This is a genomic window from Pedococcus cremeus, assembly GCF_900111375.1.
Lineage (GTDB): Bacteria > Actinomycetota > Actinomycetes > Actinomycetales > Dermatophilaceae > Pedococcus_A > Pedococcus_A cremeus.
The window spans coordinates 45751-59201 of the sequence record NZ_FOHB01000010.1 but is presented as its reverse complement, the minus strand read 5'-3'; the positions used below and the strand labels follow the sequence as shown (position 1 = coordinate 59201).

The 13451-nt window shown below is 72.6% G+C and carries 16 protein-coding genes; 5 read left to right on the top strand and 11 right to left on the bottom strand.

The window, feature by feature from the left end:
- The first annotated feature begins 88 nt into the window (after positions 1-88).
- From BMW78_RS17625 to BMW78_RS17610, 4 genes are all read left to right on the top strand, one after another.
- Positions 89-574 (top strand): cysteine dioxygenase, encoded by a 486-nt coding sequence (locus BMW78_RS17625; protein ID WP_091762421.1) that lies wholly within the window; start codon positions 89-91, stop codon positions 572-574.
- A gap of 26 nt (positions 575-600) precedes the next feature.
- A complete protein-coding gene (locus BMW78_RS17620; RefSeq protein ID WP_245735943.1) occupies positions 601-1110 on the top strand; it encodes a rhodanese-like domain-containing protein in 510 nt (169 codons plus the stop codon).
- 91 nt (positions 1111-1201) lie between these two features.
- Positions 1202-1972 (top strand): hypothetical protein, encoded by a 771-nt coding sequence (locus tag BMW78_RS17615; protein WP_091762419.1) that lies wholly within the window; start codon positions 1202-1204, stop codon positions 1970-1972.
- Positions 1973-2166: 194 nt separating this feature from the next.
- The gene (locus tag BMW78_RS17610; RefSeq protein WP_091762587.1) at positions 2167-2904 is read left to right on the top strand and encodes a polysaccharide deacetylase family protein; all 738 of its coding nucleotides are present in this window, start codon (positions 2167-2169) and stop codon (positions 2902-2904) included.
- A gap of 8 nt (positions 2905-2912) precedes the next feature.
- On the opposite strand, the gene BMW78_RS17605 is transcribed toward BMW78_RS17610, so the two are convergent.
- Entirely contained in the window at positions 2913-3191 is a 279-nt protein-coding gene (locus BMW78_RS17605) for a DUF6458 family protein (RefSeq protein WP_091762417.1), read from the bottom strand.
- A 125-nt stretch (positions 3192-3316) separates the two neighbouring features.
- Here BMW78_RS17605 and BMW78_RS17600 point away from each other — a divergent pair, with 125 nt between their 5' ends.
- Positions 3317-3658, top strand: a complete 342-nt coding sequence (locus BMW78_RS17600; RefSeq protein WP_091762415.1) for a hypothetical protein — start codon at positions 3317-3319, stop codon at positions 3656-3658.
- 9 nt (positions 3659-3667) lie between these two features.
- Here BMW78_RS17600 and BMW78_RS17595 read toward each other — a convergent pair whose 3' ends face one another.
- The 10 genes from BMW78_RS17595 to BMW78_RS17550 form a co-directional block, all read right to left on the bottom strand.
- A complete protein-coding gene (locus BMW78_RS17595; protein WP_177180459.1) occupies positions 3668-4000 on the bottom strand; it encodes a hypothetical protein in 333 nt (110 codons plus the stop codon).
- Positions 3952-4458 (bottom strand): maleylpyruvate isomerase family mycothiol-dependent enzyme, encoded by a 507-nt coding sequence (locus BMW78_RS17590; protein ID WP_091762411.1) that lies wholly within the window; start codon positions 4456-4458, stop codon positions 3952-3954. The genes BMW78_RS17595 and BMW78_RS17590 overlap by 49 nt, the downstream gene beginning before the upstream one ends.
- Positions 4459-4500: 42 nt before the next feature.
- On the bottom strand, positions 4501-5400 hold the full coding sequence (locus tag BMW78_RS17585) for a phosphatidylinositol-specific phospholipase C/glycerophosphodiester phosphodiesterase family protein (protein WP_091762409.1): 900 nt from the start codon (positions 5398-5400) through the stop codon (positions 4501-4503).
- Positions 5401-5509: 109 nt separating this feature from the next.
- Positions 5510-5914, bottom strand: coding sequence for a secondary thiamine-phosphate synthase enzyme YjbQ (locus BMW78_RS17580; protein ID WP_177180458.1), 405 nt, complete (start codon positions 5912-5914; stop codon positions 5510-5512).
- Between the two features lie 5 nt (positions 5915-5919).
- On the bottom strand, positions 5920-6648 hold the full coding sequence (locus tag BMW78_RS17575) for a sulfite exporter TauE/SafE family protein (RefSeq protein WP_091762405.1): 729 nt from the start codon (positions 6646-6648) through the stop codon (positions 5920-5922).
- Between the two features lie 51 nt (positions 6649-6699).
- Positions 6700-8175 (bottom strand): NAD-dependent succinate-semialdehyde dehydrogenase, encoded by a 1476-nt coding sequence (locus tag BMW78_RS17570; protein WP_091762404.1) that lies wholly within the window; start codon positions 8173-8175, stop codon positions 6700-6702.
- A gap of 33 nt (positions 8176-8208) precedes the next feature.
- Positions 8209-9354: a M24 family metallopeptidase gene (locus tag BMW78_RS17565; protein WP_091762402.1), complete on the bottom strand. Its 1146-nt coding sequence runs from the start codon at positions 9352-9354 to the stop codon at positions 8209-8211.
- Positions 9347-11656 carry a glycoside hydrolase family 31 protein gene (locus tag BMW78_RS17560; protein WP_091762400.1) on the bottom strand — a complete coding sequence of 770 codons (2310 nt, stop codon included), beginning with the start codon at positions 11654-11656 and terminating at the stop codon, positions 9347-9349. Before BMW78_RS17560 ends, BMW78_RS17565 begins: the two co-directional genes overlap by 8 nt.
- Positions 11657-11662: 6 nt before the next feature.
- On the bottom strand, positions 11663-12478 hold the full coding sequence (locus tag BMW78_RS17555) for a carbohydrate ABC transporter permease (RefSeq protein WP_091762398.1): 816 nt from the start codon (positions 12476-12478) through the stop codon (positions 11663-11665).
- Between the two features lie 13 nt (positions 12479-12491).
- On the bottom strand, positions 12492-13445 hold the full coding sequence (locus BMW78_RS17550; protein ID WP_091762396.1) for a carbohydrate ABC transporter permease: 954 nt from the start codon (positions 13443-13445) through the stop codon (positions 12492-12494).
- Between the last annotated feature and the right edge of the window lie 6 nt (positions 13446-13451).

Below are 13451 nucleotides of genomic sequence, written 5' to 3'. Positions count from 1 at the left end.
CTGACCGACAGCGACCTGTGTCGGCGAATGCGCACCGCGCCTCCGCCCGACCTCTTCCCTGCCGAACTCGCTGACCTCAGGAGCAGACATGTCCGTCATCACCACCGCCGGCACGCCCGGCGTCAACCGCTTCACGCGCAGCCAGCTGCTGCGCACCGCAAGGCTGTTCGCCACTGACCCCGACCTCGCGCACCTCGTCGACCTCGGGGCCCCGGAGCGGCAGTGGCACCGCCTCGACGCCACCGACCACCTCGAGATCTGGCTGCTCGGCTGGCCGGCGCGCACCACCACCGGCTGGCACGACCACGGCGAATCCGAGGGCGCCTTCCTCACCGTGCGCGGAGCGCTCACGGAGACCACGTGGTCGCGCGGCGAGCTCCACGACCGAGAGCTGGGGGCCGGTGAGGGCCGCTCGTTCGGCGCGCGGCACGTGCACGAGGTGTCGAACCTCGGCTCGCTGCCGGCCTTGTCGGTGCACGTCTACTCACCGGCGCTGACGCGCATGACCCGGTATGCCGTGGTCGGCGACCGCCTCGAGGCCACCGGTGTGGAGCGGGCATGGGCGGACTGGTGAGCACCACGACCGCGCCACACGGTTCCGTGACGCATTGGGAGACAAAGCTGTTCAGCAGCGGACCGGCCGCAGGGGCCGCTGCGCGGGACCGTGGGCGGGGCTGGGACGCGCCCGTCTACGACGGCGTCGACGACCAGCTCGCCGACGCCCGCACGCGACTCGACCGGGTGAGCGCCCGAGCCGCCTTCCAGGAGGTGCTGTACGGCCGGGCGGTGCTCGTCGACATCCGGCCGGCCGCGCAGCGCGCAGCCGAGGGCGAGGTCGCCGAGCACCTGCGGCCGCTGGTGGTCGAGCGCAACGTGCTCGAGTGGCGGTTCGACCCTCGCCACGAGGCTCGGCTGCCGCAGGCCGGGTTCGAGGCGAGGGTCATCGTCCTCTGCCAGGAGGGGTACACCTCCTCGCTGGGCGCCGACGCCCTCGTGCGACTGGGCGTGGCCCGGGCCACCGACGTGGTGGGTGGCTTCGCGGCCTGGCAGGCGGCGGGACTGCCGGTCGCCCACCTCACGAGTGACGTCCTTCGTCGGGCCACCCGATGAAGGTGCGCTGACCCCCTGGTGGCACGTCGGGTGAAGCGCACCTTTGTCGGGTGAGGCCCGTCCGGCGGCCCCTCGCACTACCGTGGGCCGCGTGGGGGAGACCGCCCGGGACGAGAGCCGCCAGCTGCTGCACGAGGAGCTGCGCGAGGCACTGCCGCTGCTGGAGCTCGAGGTGCGGTTGTCAGCACCCCTGACCGAGCTGGGCGGGCTCGGCAGCCGGGCCGTCGCGCAGTGGACCGGTGAGGGTGTCCTGCGCGTCTCCGCGCTCGACGTCGAGGGCGTGTGGACACGCGACGACGTGGCGGTCACCCGGCGCGAGCACGACGGCGGGGTCGTCGAGCTCGTCGTCGCGACGTGCACCGGGCTCAGCATCGACCTGGGCCACGCCGCCGAGGCGGTCGAGGTGCTGGACTCGTTCGTCGACTACGCCCACTTCCTGCCGCTGCTGGACCCGCATCGCGCCAGCGGCCTCGCGGAGGACGTCGAGGAGCGCTGCGCCGGCGGTGGCGAACGGCTCGTGCTGCTCGACCGGGTCGAGCTGGCCCCGGCGTGGCGCGGGATGGGCGGGGTGGGCCGACTCGTTGTCGGCCGGCTGCTCGGTTGGCTCGCCACCGACACGCGGCTCGTCGCGCTGCAGCCGTTCCCGACCCAGTTCTCCGGGGCGGGCGAGGTGCCGGGGTTCGCCGAGGCCCGCACCAAGGTGCAGCAGGTCTGGGGGTCGGTCGGGTTCACGCCGTGGCGGCACCACATCTGGTGCATCGACCCCGGCTCACGGCCCCTGGTCGACGCCCTGGCGCAGCTCGAGGAGCGCCTCGGTGTCGCGGAGGACCAGCCGGGGCTCGCGTCGGATTCGGGCGTTTGACGTCCTGACCCGCTGACCGGTGGCAGCATCGGAGACAGCGCGATCGGGGGACGCGCAGCAGGCCCCGTCTCGGCGGCCCGCTGGTCACGACAGGGGGACTGTTGGCGCAGGAGAACGCGGGCGGGCACAGGGCGATTCCTCGACGGGACGTCGTGCTGGGTGCCGCCGCCTGCCTGCTCGGAGGGTGGAGCCTCATGAGCGGTACGGCCTCCGGGTCAGAACGTGCCGACCATGCCGAAGCGCACCCGGCCGGCGCCGGAGCACACACGGACGACATCGCAGCGCGGTTGCGGGTCGACCCCCGAGCGCTCATCGCGGTGGACACAGACCGGCCGGCCCTGGCGCTGACGTTCGACGACGGCCCTGATCCGGCCTACACGCCCACCGTCCTGCGGGCCCTGCGCTCCGCGCGGGTGACGGCGACCTTCTTCCTCATCGGGCGAAACGCCGCCAGGTACCCGGACCTGGTGCAGCAGATGGTCGAGGAAGGTCATGAGGTCGCCAACCACACCTACGACCACCTGTGGCTGGACTCCTGCGACCTCGAGTCCGTCAGGCACCAGATCGTGGCCGGCGAAGCCGCCGTGGCTGCGCACGCGGTCGGTCGATGGTTTCGCCCACCCCGCGGATGGACCAGTGAGGCCGTGGTGGAGGTCTGCCGGGAACGGCGCCTCGACAGCGCCTTCTGGTCCGTGTCGTTCGAGCGGCACCAGTCCAAGGCGGTTGCCGAGGCGGCCGGCATCGTGGTCAGCGAGGCACGGGCGGGGTCCGTCATCCTGTGCCACGACGGCGGGCACCTCGACGGCCCGAACCCTCAGGCTGTCGATCGGTCACGCATGGTGCGGGCACTACCCAGCATCCTCGACGGCGTGCTCGCCAAGGGCCTCGTTCCCGTTCGGCTCACCGACCTCGTCGCCCTGGCCCGCGCCTGACGGCTGCGTCAGTCGCGCTCGGTGTCGCGGACGACCTGCCTCACCGAGTGCTGCGGCGCGGCCGGGTCGGTGGGGGTTTCCACCTGGGTGACGACGTGCTCTCGCTCGACCGTGCGCCGCGCGTAGGCGATCACCGCGCCACCGGCGACCATGAGGATCACCCCGACCACCTGGAGGTCGACGCCCGGTGCGTCGACCCGCACCGCGAAGGTCAGGATGGCGCCGAGCACGGCCATGAGCACTCCGGCTCCCATGACAGCTCCCTCCTCGTCCGACGGCTGGTCCATCCCTTCGAGTCTACGCAAACCACGCGAAAGCGACACGTGACCGCCGGACGGCATGACTCGTCGAACGGTGGGTACGGACACCGGGTCAGCGGTACGCCAGGAAGGCGCAGACCCAAGGAGCTCTCATGGACGCGGAGATCGGCCAGAACAACCCGGAGGCCGCCGGCAGGACCGCCCACCCCGGCCTGGTCATCGGCAAGGGCGTGCACGAGGGGCCCGAGAACATCGCCACGGCGAGCGAGGAGTACCACGTCAAGCCGCTGCACGCGGTGGAGGTCGGAGCCCTGCGAGCGCTCTGCGGCGAGGAGGTCGTGCCGGTCCCTCCCGCCCCCCACACCAGTGCCGCGTGGCCACCAGCGCTGGGGCACGCCTGCGACCGGTGCCTCGCTGCGGTCGCAGCCCGCAGCGGCGGCGACCCGGGCCCGAGCGAGGCGGACGTCGTCAACGGTCGCCGGCCGAACCCGTAGCGAGCGGCGTCAGCTCCAGCTGACCTGCACCGCCTCCCGCCACTGGCGAAGGACCTCCGCGTCGTCGGCGACGAGCTCCTCGCCGCGGTTCCACAGGCCGAGGTAGAGCTGCGCGGACGTCCCCGACAACGTGACGTCGGTGTCCACCGCCGTCGACGAGGTATGCCGCGTGGTCACCGGCGGTTCCTCGCCCACCTCAACGGTCCACATCAGGTCGGCGTCGGCGGAGCGTACGGCAAGGCGCAGCGGCTGCTCCGAGCGCAGCCGAGAGCTGCGACGGGGCAGGAAGCCGGTCAGCAACTCGTCGATGCCGTCGAGGGCGAGTGCCTGCGAGACGCCCACCTGTGCCGCCTGGGCAGCCGACCGAGTGCTGCGGACAGCGTGTCGACCGCGTGCATCGTCGTCTCGTGGGACTGGCGCCTCGCCCAGAAGTCCCGGGGCGACGGTGCGTCCTTGAGGAAGACGAGGGCCTGGAGGTCAGCGGGCGCGTCGTGGAGCGCCGCGACCAGCGCCCTCGCGCCATCGCGCAGCCAACTGACCGGGTCGACGACCGCCCGCCCCTCGGCCTCGGCGGCCAGGACCGTCGCGACCTCCTGGGCGGGCCGGTCACCGGTGACGTGTGCCCTGGCCCACCGGTGCACCATGCCCAGGTGGGCGAGCAGGTCGCGCACGGTCCACTCCGGGCAGGTGGGCACAGCCGCCTCGAGCCCAGCGGACGTGGCGGCTCCACACAACTGCTCCGCGGCATACCCGATGGCGTCGCAGTGCCGGTCGAAGGAGAACGGGACGGAACTGGTCACGGACGAAGCCTGCCACCGGTGCCACGCCCGCCGCGCGAGGCGTCACGCGGCGGGTGCGGCCTCCTGGGGGTCGTGGGCGAGCAGGAACGACTGCAGGCCGGCCAGGTCGTCGGTGTTGAGCGCGTCGACGCCGGCGGCCACGAGCTCGGACCACACGGCGTCCCGTGCCGGACCCGCCACGTCGGGGGTCGCCCAGAAGCGGACCTCGTAGCCGGCGGCGTGGGCACGCTGCACGATCTGGTGCAGCTTGGTCCGCTCCGACTCGGGCATGGGACCCACGCCAAGCCAGGTGAAGTGCTTGGTCCAGTTGTCGCTCACGAGCGGCATCACGGTGGCCGGCAGGCCGGACCCGAGGTCCGAGAGGCGGCCGTCGTAGAAGGACCGCCGCACGGGGGCGGCCTCCATGGCCGCCAGGTCGCGGTTGCCTGAGATCACCGCGGTGACGGCGCGCTCCTGCACCCGACCCCGGCGGGCGGCGGTGAACAGCTCGGGGTAGCGAGCCAGCTCCCGCTCGATGACCGGCCACGCAGCGGTGCCCTCGCTCTTGACATCGACGAGCAGCCGAAGCGAGTCGCGCCAGCCGGGGTAGATCGAGCCGCTGTTCTCGCGGAAGCGCTGCCGCAACGGGTCCAGGTAGGTGCTGGCGAGCGTTCGTGACGGGTCGGGGCCGTCATGGCCGATGTAGAGCTGGCCGTCGACGAGCCAGACATCGGCCTCGACCGAGGTGAAACCGTGGTCGAGCGCGTCGAACAGGGGACGGTCGTGCTCGTAGTCGTTGTGGGCGTGCGCGCGTTCCAGCGGCTGGATCGTCGAGCGAGCCGGGTGGGGTGTCGCCACCACGGTGGCGGCCGGCGCGGCGGCCGGCAGGGCGACTGCGGCGGCAAGGGCCAGGAAGAGCGCGGTGACGACGCCCGGAATGCGGTGGATTGTCGGTGTTCGCATGGTTCACCAGCGTGGACCCGCCGGTGGAACGTCAGTGCCTTCATCGCGTAAGGACTTGGTGGGGCGCAGGTGAGAACTTGGTGAATGGGCCAGCCGCTGGCGCGGCCGCTCAGCCGGGCAGGAAGCTGAGCCGCACCTCGCGCCGGGTGTTGTCGACGTTGAGGTCGACGAGGCAGATGCTCTGCCAGGTGCCGAGCGCGAGCCGGCCGTCGAGCACGGGCACCGTCGCGTAGGGCGGGACCAGGGCCGGCAGCACGTGCGAGCGCCCGTGCCCGGGGCTTCCGTGCTGGTGGCGCCACCGGTCGTCGCCCGGCAGCAGGTCCTCCAGGGCGGCCAGCAGGTCGTCGTCGCTGCCGGCGCCCGTCTCGAGGATCGCCAGGCCCGCGGTGGCATGCGGGACGAACACGTGGAGCAGGCCGTCGCCCCTGCCTGCGACGAAGTCCGCGCAGTCGTGGGTGAGGTCGAGGACGACGTCCTGGTCGCCGGTGCGGTAGCTCTTCGTCTCGGTCAGCATGGAGCTCACCCTGCCAGCGTGACGAGTCCCTTGACGACCGTGGCGGCCGCCCCGCCCATGGCGAGGACCATGACGCCCTGCCTGGCGCGTTCGGCGGAGATCCGGCGGGAGAGCAGCTCGCCGCCGCCGAGGCCGAGCGCCAGGGCCGCCAGCGAGATCGCCAAGGACTGCCCCGGCAGGTGTGGCGCGCCCTTGGACAGGAGCGAGGCCGAGTTCACGATCACCGAGTAGAACTGGAAGGTCGCGACGAACCGCCGGTGCTCCCACGCGGTGCTGATGGCGTAGAGCACGATCGCCGGGCCACCCACGCCCGCCGTGACGTTCATGAACCCACTCGCCCCGCCGGCCGCGACGGCACCCCTTCGCCCCTGCAGCACGCGGGCTCGCGGGCTCAGCTGCACGAGAGCCAGTGCGATGAGCACGAGCGAGCCGACCATCAGGAGCAGCAAGGGGCCAGGCACCGACCGGGCGACGAACGCGCCGAACGGGATGGCGAGAAGCGCGGGAACGGCCAGCATCAGGCCGCGTCGCCACTGCACGTGGCGCCAGGTGGTCGCGAACACCAGGAGGCTGACCACCAGGCTGAGGATGTTGGCCAGGATGATGCCGTCGAAGGGACCGGCGACGAGGACGAGGAGTGGCGCGCTCACGAGAGCGAAGCCGATGCCCGTCACCCGCTGGGTGACGGCTCCCGCGGCGACGCCGAGGGGCAGCAGGAGCAGCTCAGCCGTCACGGCGACCGCCCCCGCGCCCCCACCGGACGGTCAGGGCACGCTCCACCCGCCTCACACCCCGAGAGCCAGGTAGCGCACGTCCTGGAACTCCTCGAGCCCGGCGGCCGCCCCCTCACGACCGAGCCCGGACTGCTTCACGCCGCCCATCGGGGCGAAGGCGACCGACGGCAGCGCGTTGTTCGCGCCGACGATCCCGACCTCGAGCCGCTCGGCGACCCGCCAGAGCCGGCTCGCGTCGCGCGACCAGAAGTAGCCGGCCAGGCCCATCTCGGTGGCGTTGGCCCGGGCGACCGCCTCGTCCTCGGTGCGGAACGAGAACACCGCGGCGGCGGGGCCGAACACCTCCTGGGTCGCGAGCGCGGCGTGGTCGGGCACATCCGAGAGAAGGGTCGGCGCGGCATACGTGCCCGTGGAGGGGAGGTCGAAGGTGCGGGTCAGGCGGGTCGCCCCACCGGCCAGGGCCTCGTCGACCATCGAGGTGACCGCGTCGACCCGCGACCGGTCGATGACCGGGCCGAGGTCGGGGCACGGGTCGGCGAGCCCGTCACCGACCGTCATCGCGTCGACGGCCTTGACCAGGCGCCCGGTGAACTCCTCGAAGACGGACTCGTGCACGACGAACCGGTTGGCGGCGATGCACGACTGCCCGGTGTTGCGGAACTTCGCGACCAGCGCCCCCTCGATGGCGGCGTCGAGGTCGGCGTCCTCGAAGACGATGAACGCGGCGTCGCCGCCGAGCTCGAGCAGGGGGCGGACGACGCGTCGCGACGCCGTCGCCATGATCTCCCGGCCCACCTCGGTCGACCCGGTGAAGCTGACGGCCCGCACCGCCTCGTGGCCGAGCAGGGCCTGGGTCACCGCGCGCGCCGGTCCGTGCACGAGGTTGAGCACCCCGGCGGGGACCCCGGCGTCCACGAGGCAGCGGAGCATCTCCGTGACCGCGAGCGGTGCCTTCTCCGAGACGCGCGCGACGACCGTGCACCCCGCCGCGAGGGCCGGGGCGAGCTTGCGGGCCTGGATCGAGCACGGGAAGTTCCACGGCGTCAGTGAGGCGACCACCCCGACGGGTCGCCGGATCGTCAGGTGGCGCCGGCCGGCGGCCTCGGGCGGGATGACCTCGCCCTCGGGCCGGCGGGCCTGCTCGGCGAACCAGCGGAAGTACTCCCCCGAGAACGCCACCTCGCCCTGGGCCTCGGGCAGCCGCTTGCCCGCCTCGACGGCGAGCAGCCGGGCGATGTCGTCGGCGCGCTCGCTGAGCAGGTCGGCGGCCTCCCGCAGCAGGTCGCCCCGGGTCCGTGCCGGCAGGGCGGCCCAGCCCTCCTGCGCGCGGGCAGCCGCGTCCGCGGCGCGCACGGCGTCCTCGGGCGTGCCCCAGGCGCAGTGGCCGGCGACGGCGCCGTCGGCCGGGTTCACGACCTCGATGGTCTCCTCGGGGGTCTCCCAGCGGCCGTTGACCAGCTGCGTGGCCAGGTGAGGGGCCAGGTGTGGGGCCGAGTGAGGGGCCGGGTGTGGGTCAGGGGCGCTCATCGTCGATCTCCTTCGTGTGCGGATGCGGGAAGGTCAGCGGACGAGGACGTCCGGGCGGCTGCGGCCGCCGACCTGCAGGGACGGCCAGTCGGGGTCGTGGACGAGCGCCTCGGGGCCGTCGGCACCCACCACGGCGGTGTCCTCGACCTTGAGGCCGTCGGCGCTGGGGTTCCAGGCCACGACGGACCCCGTGGTCAGCTGGACGTCCGACTCGGCATGGGCGGGGAACTCGCGCGGCATGAAGCCGGAGAGCCCGCCCTGGTGGTGGCGGTGCCACTCGTCCGCGGCGAAGCCGCGCTCCGCGTAGGCCGCGGTGCCGGCGGAGAACGCGTCGCCGAGCCGGGTGCCGGGTCGGCTGGCGTCGAGGAACGCGCGCTCGACCTCGAGGAGGCGGCGGTAGCTGTCGCGGCGTGCCGGGTCGAGGCGGTCGAATGCGACGACGCGGGTCACGCTGGCGATTAGCCCGTGCCGGCGGGCGCAGCAGACGAGCATCGCGCGCTCTCCGAGTGGGGCGTCGGTCGGGAGCGGGTGGCGGTGCACGCCGGGGCGTTCTCCACCCCCGACCATCAGGACCACGGGGTCGAGCCCTGCGGCGAGCAGCTCGGCCGCGAACGTGCCGGCGGCGGCATACTCGCTCATCCGCGGCGTGAGCTGGTGCGCGGCACGGGTGGCCGCCGCCGCCGCGTCGCGGCTCACCTCGGCGAGCAGGCGCTGCTGGCGGGGGTCGAGCACCCGTCGCAGGGCGACGACGGCACCCGAGACGTCGGCGGTGGCACCGGCCGCGCGGTCGCTGCCCACGCTCGGACCGGACGGCAGCCGCTCGTCGCGGGGCGTCCACCAGGGCACGACGTCCCACTCGACGGGGAGGCCGGCGAGCTCGGTGCCACGCAGCCGGGGAGCCTCGATGGCGTTGCAGACCACGCTCAGCGAGGGGTCGGCCCCACGGGCGTCGACGACGACGTCGAGGCAGGCGCTCTCGAGGGTCTGCGGCACGTGCACCCGGGCCTCGAGCAGCCACGCGAGGGTGGCGGGGTCGCGCAGCACCAGCCGGCCCACGCCGGCCTCGCGCGCCACGGCGGCGAGGGCAGTGAGCCGGCGGGCCAGGGCGCCCTCGCGGCTGTCTTGCACGACCGGGTCCGGGACCGCGGCGGCGGCTCGCGGGGTGGCCTGCTCAGCCATGCCGCACCACGCCGGCCACCGGCTGGGTCCCCTCGCTGGTGACGTCGTCGCCCTGCACACGAACCTCCGTCAGAGAGCCGTCGAAGCCCGTCAGGGACACCGTGATGTCGTCCGGCCCGCCGTAGACGTGGAGCGTCCAGGGCCGTCCGAGCAGGTCGTCGGTGCGGCCGACGGTGTCGTCGACGTCGACGCGGGGGATGACGGCTCCGTCGCGGACGAGCACCGGCATCGTGTCGAGGCCCACGACGGCCTCGCGGTAGCCGGGTCCCTCGTGGATCGTGCTGTCGAGGAGGTCGTGCCAGCGGCCCTCGGGCACGTAGAAGCGACGGCGGACGGGCGCGGTGCCGTCGTCGAAGACCGGCACCACGAGCAGGTCGGAGCCGACGAGGAACGCGTCGTCGACCGACTGCGCCACCCGGTCGTCGGGGAACTCCAGGCCCAGCGGCCGCATGACGGGCCAGCCGGCCGCGGCGGACTCGTGCGCCACCTGCCAGAGGGTCGGCAGCAGCTCGTAACGCAGGCGCACCCAGCGCCGGGCCGCCTCGAGCGCCTCGTCGCCGAAGGCCCACGGCTCACGCGGGCGCAGCCCGTGGGCGCGCATCAGCGGCGAGAGCGCGCCCATCTGCGTCCAGCGGACGTAGAGGCCGGGGGTGAGCTCGGGACCGAAGAACCCGCCGATGTCGTGGCTCCAGAAGCCCGGTGCGCTCACGGCATACGACAGGCCACCGCGGACCGTGGCCTGCATGCCCGCAACGGTCGACTCCGCGTCCCCACCCCACTGGCCGGGGTAGCGCTGGGACCCGGCCCAGCCGCTGCGACCCCACACGAGGGGTGCACGACCGGTGTGGCGGCGGATCGCCTCGCTGACCGCTCCGTTGTAGCGCAGCGGGTAGGTGTTGTGCGCGTGGTTGGCCGGGGTGCCGTCGAAGAGCGCGACGTCGTCGGGCAGCGCCTCGCCGAAGTCGGTCTTGAAGACCGCGACGCCGTCGTCGAGGAAGGCCTGGTGCATTCCCTGCCACCACGCCACCGCGTCGGGGTTGGTGAAGTCGACCAGGGCCCGCATCCGTCCGTCGGGGGTGGGTGTCTTCTGGATGCCGGCGAGGCTGCCGTCGGTGCGGCGCACGAGGAAGCCCTTCTCCTCGGCCTCGGCGAACCGCGGGCTGGCGGGGTCGAGGTAGGGCAGCTCCCACACCGACAGCCGCACGCCCTCGGCGGCGAGTGCCTCGACGAACTCGCGGCGGTCGCCGAAGCGCGCCTCGTTCCAGATGAAGTCACAGTTCAGCCGGTCCACGACGAGCCAGTCGGGGTCGCAGTGCAGCACGTCGATCGGCACGTGGTGCTCGTGCATGGTCCGGGCGACCTCGAGCATCTCCTCTCGGGAGTGGTAGCGGCAGCGCCCCATCCAGTAGCCGAACGCCCACAGCGGCGGCACGTCCGGCCGCCCGGTCAGGGCGGTGTATGCCGTGAGCCGCTCCTTGGGGGCCCCGCCCCCGATGAGGTACAGGTCGACGGCCTCGTCGGCGACGGCCAGGCCGAGCACCGAGGGACGGGTGTGGCCGACGTCGGCCGTGACGACCGCGCCGGTGTTGAGGAACCCGGTGTACCCGGCCGTCGAGTGCCACACGGGGACCGGCTTGTAGGCCATGCCGGTGCCCGTGCCACAGGCGTCCTCGCTGCGGAGGGTGAGGCGCTGCCCGTTCTTGACCAGCCGGGAGAACTGCTCGCCGAACCCGAGGACGTCCTCGTCGGTGCCGAGCTCGAGGTTGAGGGCGAGGCCGTCAGCGTCGGCGAGCGCGGTGGGAGCCATCATCAGGCCGGCCACCTGGCGGAGGCGGTGCGCCGAACGGAGCAGCACCTCACCGGTGGCGGCGTCCTCGAGGGTGAGGGTGAACGGGGCCCGGCCCACGCGCAGCCGCAACGAGCCGGTGGCCACGACGACGACGTCCGCCTCTTCCTCGACCGTGACCGGGGCTGGGGCCGGGGCGGCGTCGGTGACGATGCCGAGCCAGGTTCCGTCGTCGGCGAGCACCCGGTGGCCGGCGGGGGCGAGCGTGAGACGCAGGACGGCGGGCGCCGGCGCGGTGACCCGCAGCTCGTAGGCGGTGACGTCGGTCGGGGGCAGCTCGAGGGTCGGCAGGTTCGGCATGTCGACCTCGACGCCCTGCTCGAGCGGCGGCTCTCCGGTGAGCCAGCCCGGCATGATGCCGAGCTGCACCGCGGGCAGCGCGTCGACCGTGAGGACGGCGGCGTCGGTCTCGCTGCGCACTGCCGAGACGCGGCGCAGCAGGAGGGTGTCGGGCACGGAGGGCTATCCCTTCACGGAGCCGGCTGTCATGCCGGCGACGAAGTAGCGCTGGAGGAACACGTAGGTCACGACGAGGGGCGTCGAGGCGACGATCACGCCGGTGAACAGGAGCGGGTAGTTCGTGAGGAACTCGCCCTGGAAGTTGAGCAGCGCGAGCGGCAACGTCACCTTCGCCGGGTCGTGGATGAACAGCAGCGGGTAGAGCAGGTCGTTCCACTGGATGACGAACAGGAAGATCGCGGTCGCGGCGAGCGAGGGCATCGACACCGGCAGGGCGATCGACCGGTACGTCCGCCACGGGCCGGCACCGTCGATCGAGCCCGCCTCGAACAGCTCCTTGGGCAGGGTGCGCATGAAGCCGGTCATGATGAACACCGCGACGGGCAGCGTCGCGACGATCTCGATGAGCACGAGGCCGATCCGGCTGTCGAGAAGGCCAAGGCTCTGGAACAGGACGTACTGCGGGATCATGTTCGACTGCGCCGGCACCGCCATGCCGAGCACGAGGAAGCCGTAGACGAGCGCTCCCTTCCATCCGGGGATGCGGGCCAGCCCGTAGGCCGCGAGGCTGCCGACCGCGAGGGTGAGCACCACCGCGGTGACGGTGACGACGGCGCTGTTGACGAAGGCCGTCGCCATGCTCGCGTCGGTCAGGACCGCGCTGTAGTTCTTCGGCGATAACGACGACGGCAGCCCCATGGGCGAGTCGAAGAGCTCCTTGCTCGTCTTGAACGAACCGGTGAGGACGACGAGGAGCGGGACGATGATGAGAAGCGCGTAGACGCCGAGGACGACGCGTCGGCTCAGGGAACCGGCCATGGCGGGACTCCTTTCACACGCCGTGCTGGGTGAGGCGGACCGCCCGGCGCTGCAGCCAGCTGACCAGGGCGATGATCACCATGAACACGACCGACTCGGCTGCGGCGTAACCGAACTTGGAGTTGGTGAACGTGGTGTAGATGCGGGTGGACAGGATGTCGAGGGACCCCTTCGGCGGGTTGCCGCCGAGCCCGAGGATGAGGTCGAAAGCCTTGAACGACTGGATCGTCGTGTAGGCGACGACGATGGCGGTCGTCGGGGCGACCATCGGCCACGTGACGTACCGGAACCGCTGCCACTGGCTCGCACCGTCGAGCGACGCCGACTCGTAGAGCTCCTCGGGGATCTGCTGGAGGCCGGCGATGTAGATGACCATGAGCTGGCCGGCGTGCGCCCAGACCTGCGCGATCGCGACCCAGTAGATCGCCTTCGTGTCGTCGCCGAGGAAGCTGCTCTTCAGCCCGTCCAGCCCGACCGCGCCCAGGGCCTGGTTGATCAGGCCGAAGTTGGGGTCGTACATGAACTTCCACACGAACGCGACCGACACCGAGGAGAGGATCGCCGGGAGGAAGAACAGCGCCCGCAACGTCGTCGACGACCTCGAGTTGCGCTGGAGCAGGAGCGCGAGCACCAGTGACAGCAGGGTCTGGGCGATGACGACCACGAGCAGGAACTCGAGGTTGTTCGTCAGGGCCCCACGGAACAGGTCGTCGCTCGTCGCGATGGTCGTGAAGTTCTTCAGGCCGACGTTCTGGTAGGCCGCGCTGAAGCCGTCCCAGTCCGTGACGGAGTACTGGAAGGCCTGGAGCGTCGGGCCGGCGAAGAACACCGCGTAGAGGGCGAGAGCGGGGAGCGGGAAGAGCCACAGGGCCGGGTGGACCCGGGTCGGGGAGCGCCTGCGGCCCCCGGCGCTCGGGCGCGCCGCGGCGCTAGCTCCCACCTGCCCACGCTGGGTCGTCAAGGTCATGGCAGC

Bases quoted from the DNA above. Each gene is read 5' to 3' on its own strand.
- BMW78_RS17605 (WP_091762417.1), bottom strand. From the start codon at position 3,191: ATGGACCAGCCGTCGGACGAGGAGGGAGCTGTCATGGGAGCCGGAGTG.
- BMW78_RS17570 (WP_091762404.1), bottom strand. From the start codon at position 8,175: ATGAGCGCCCCTGACCCACACCCGGCCCCTCACTCGGCCCCACACCTG.
- BMW78_RS17580 (WP_177180458.1), bottom strand. From the start codon at position 5,914: ATGCTGACCGAGACGAAGAGCTACCGCACCGGCGACCAGGACGTCGTC.
- BMW78_RS17565 (WP_091762402.1), bottom strand. From the start codon at position 9,354: ATGGCTGAGCAGGCCACCCCGCGAGCCGCCGCCGCGGTCCCGGACCCG.
- BMW78_RS17555 (WP_091762398.1), bottom strand. From the start codon at position 12,478: ATGGCCGGTTCCCTGAGCCGACGCGTCGTCCTCGGCGTCTACGCGCTT.
- BMW78_RS17610 (WP_091762587.1), top strand. From the start codon at position 2,167: ATGAGCGGTACGGCCTCCGGGTCAGAACGTGCCGACCATGCCGAAGCG.
- BMW78_RS17625 (WP_091762421.1), top strand. From the start codon at position 89: ATGTCCGTCATCACCACCGCCGGCACGCCCGGCGTCAACCGCTTCACG.
- BMW78_RS17550 (WP_091762396.1), bottom strand. From the start codon at position 13,445: ATGACCTTGACGACCCAGCGTGGGCAGGTGGGAGCTAGCGCCGCGGCG.
- BMW78_RS17585 (WP_091762409.1), bottom strand. From the start codon at position 5,400: ATGCGAACACCGACAATCCACCGCATTCCGGGCGTCGTCACCGCGCTC.
- BMW78_RS17600 (WP_091762415.1), top strand. From the start codon at position 3,317: ATGGACGCGGAGATCGGCCAGAACAACCCGGAGGCCGCCGGCAGGACC.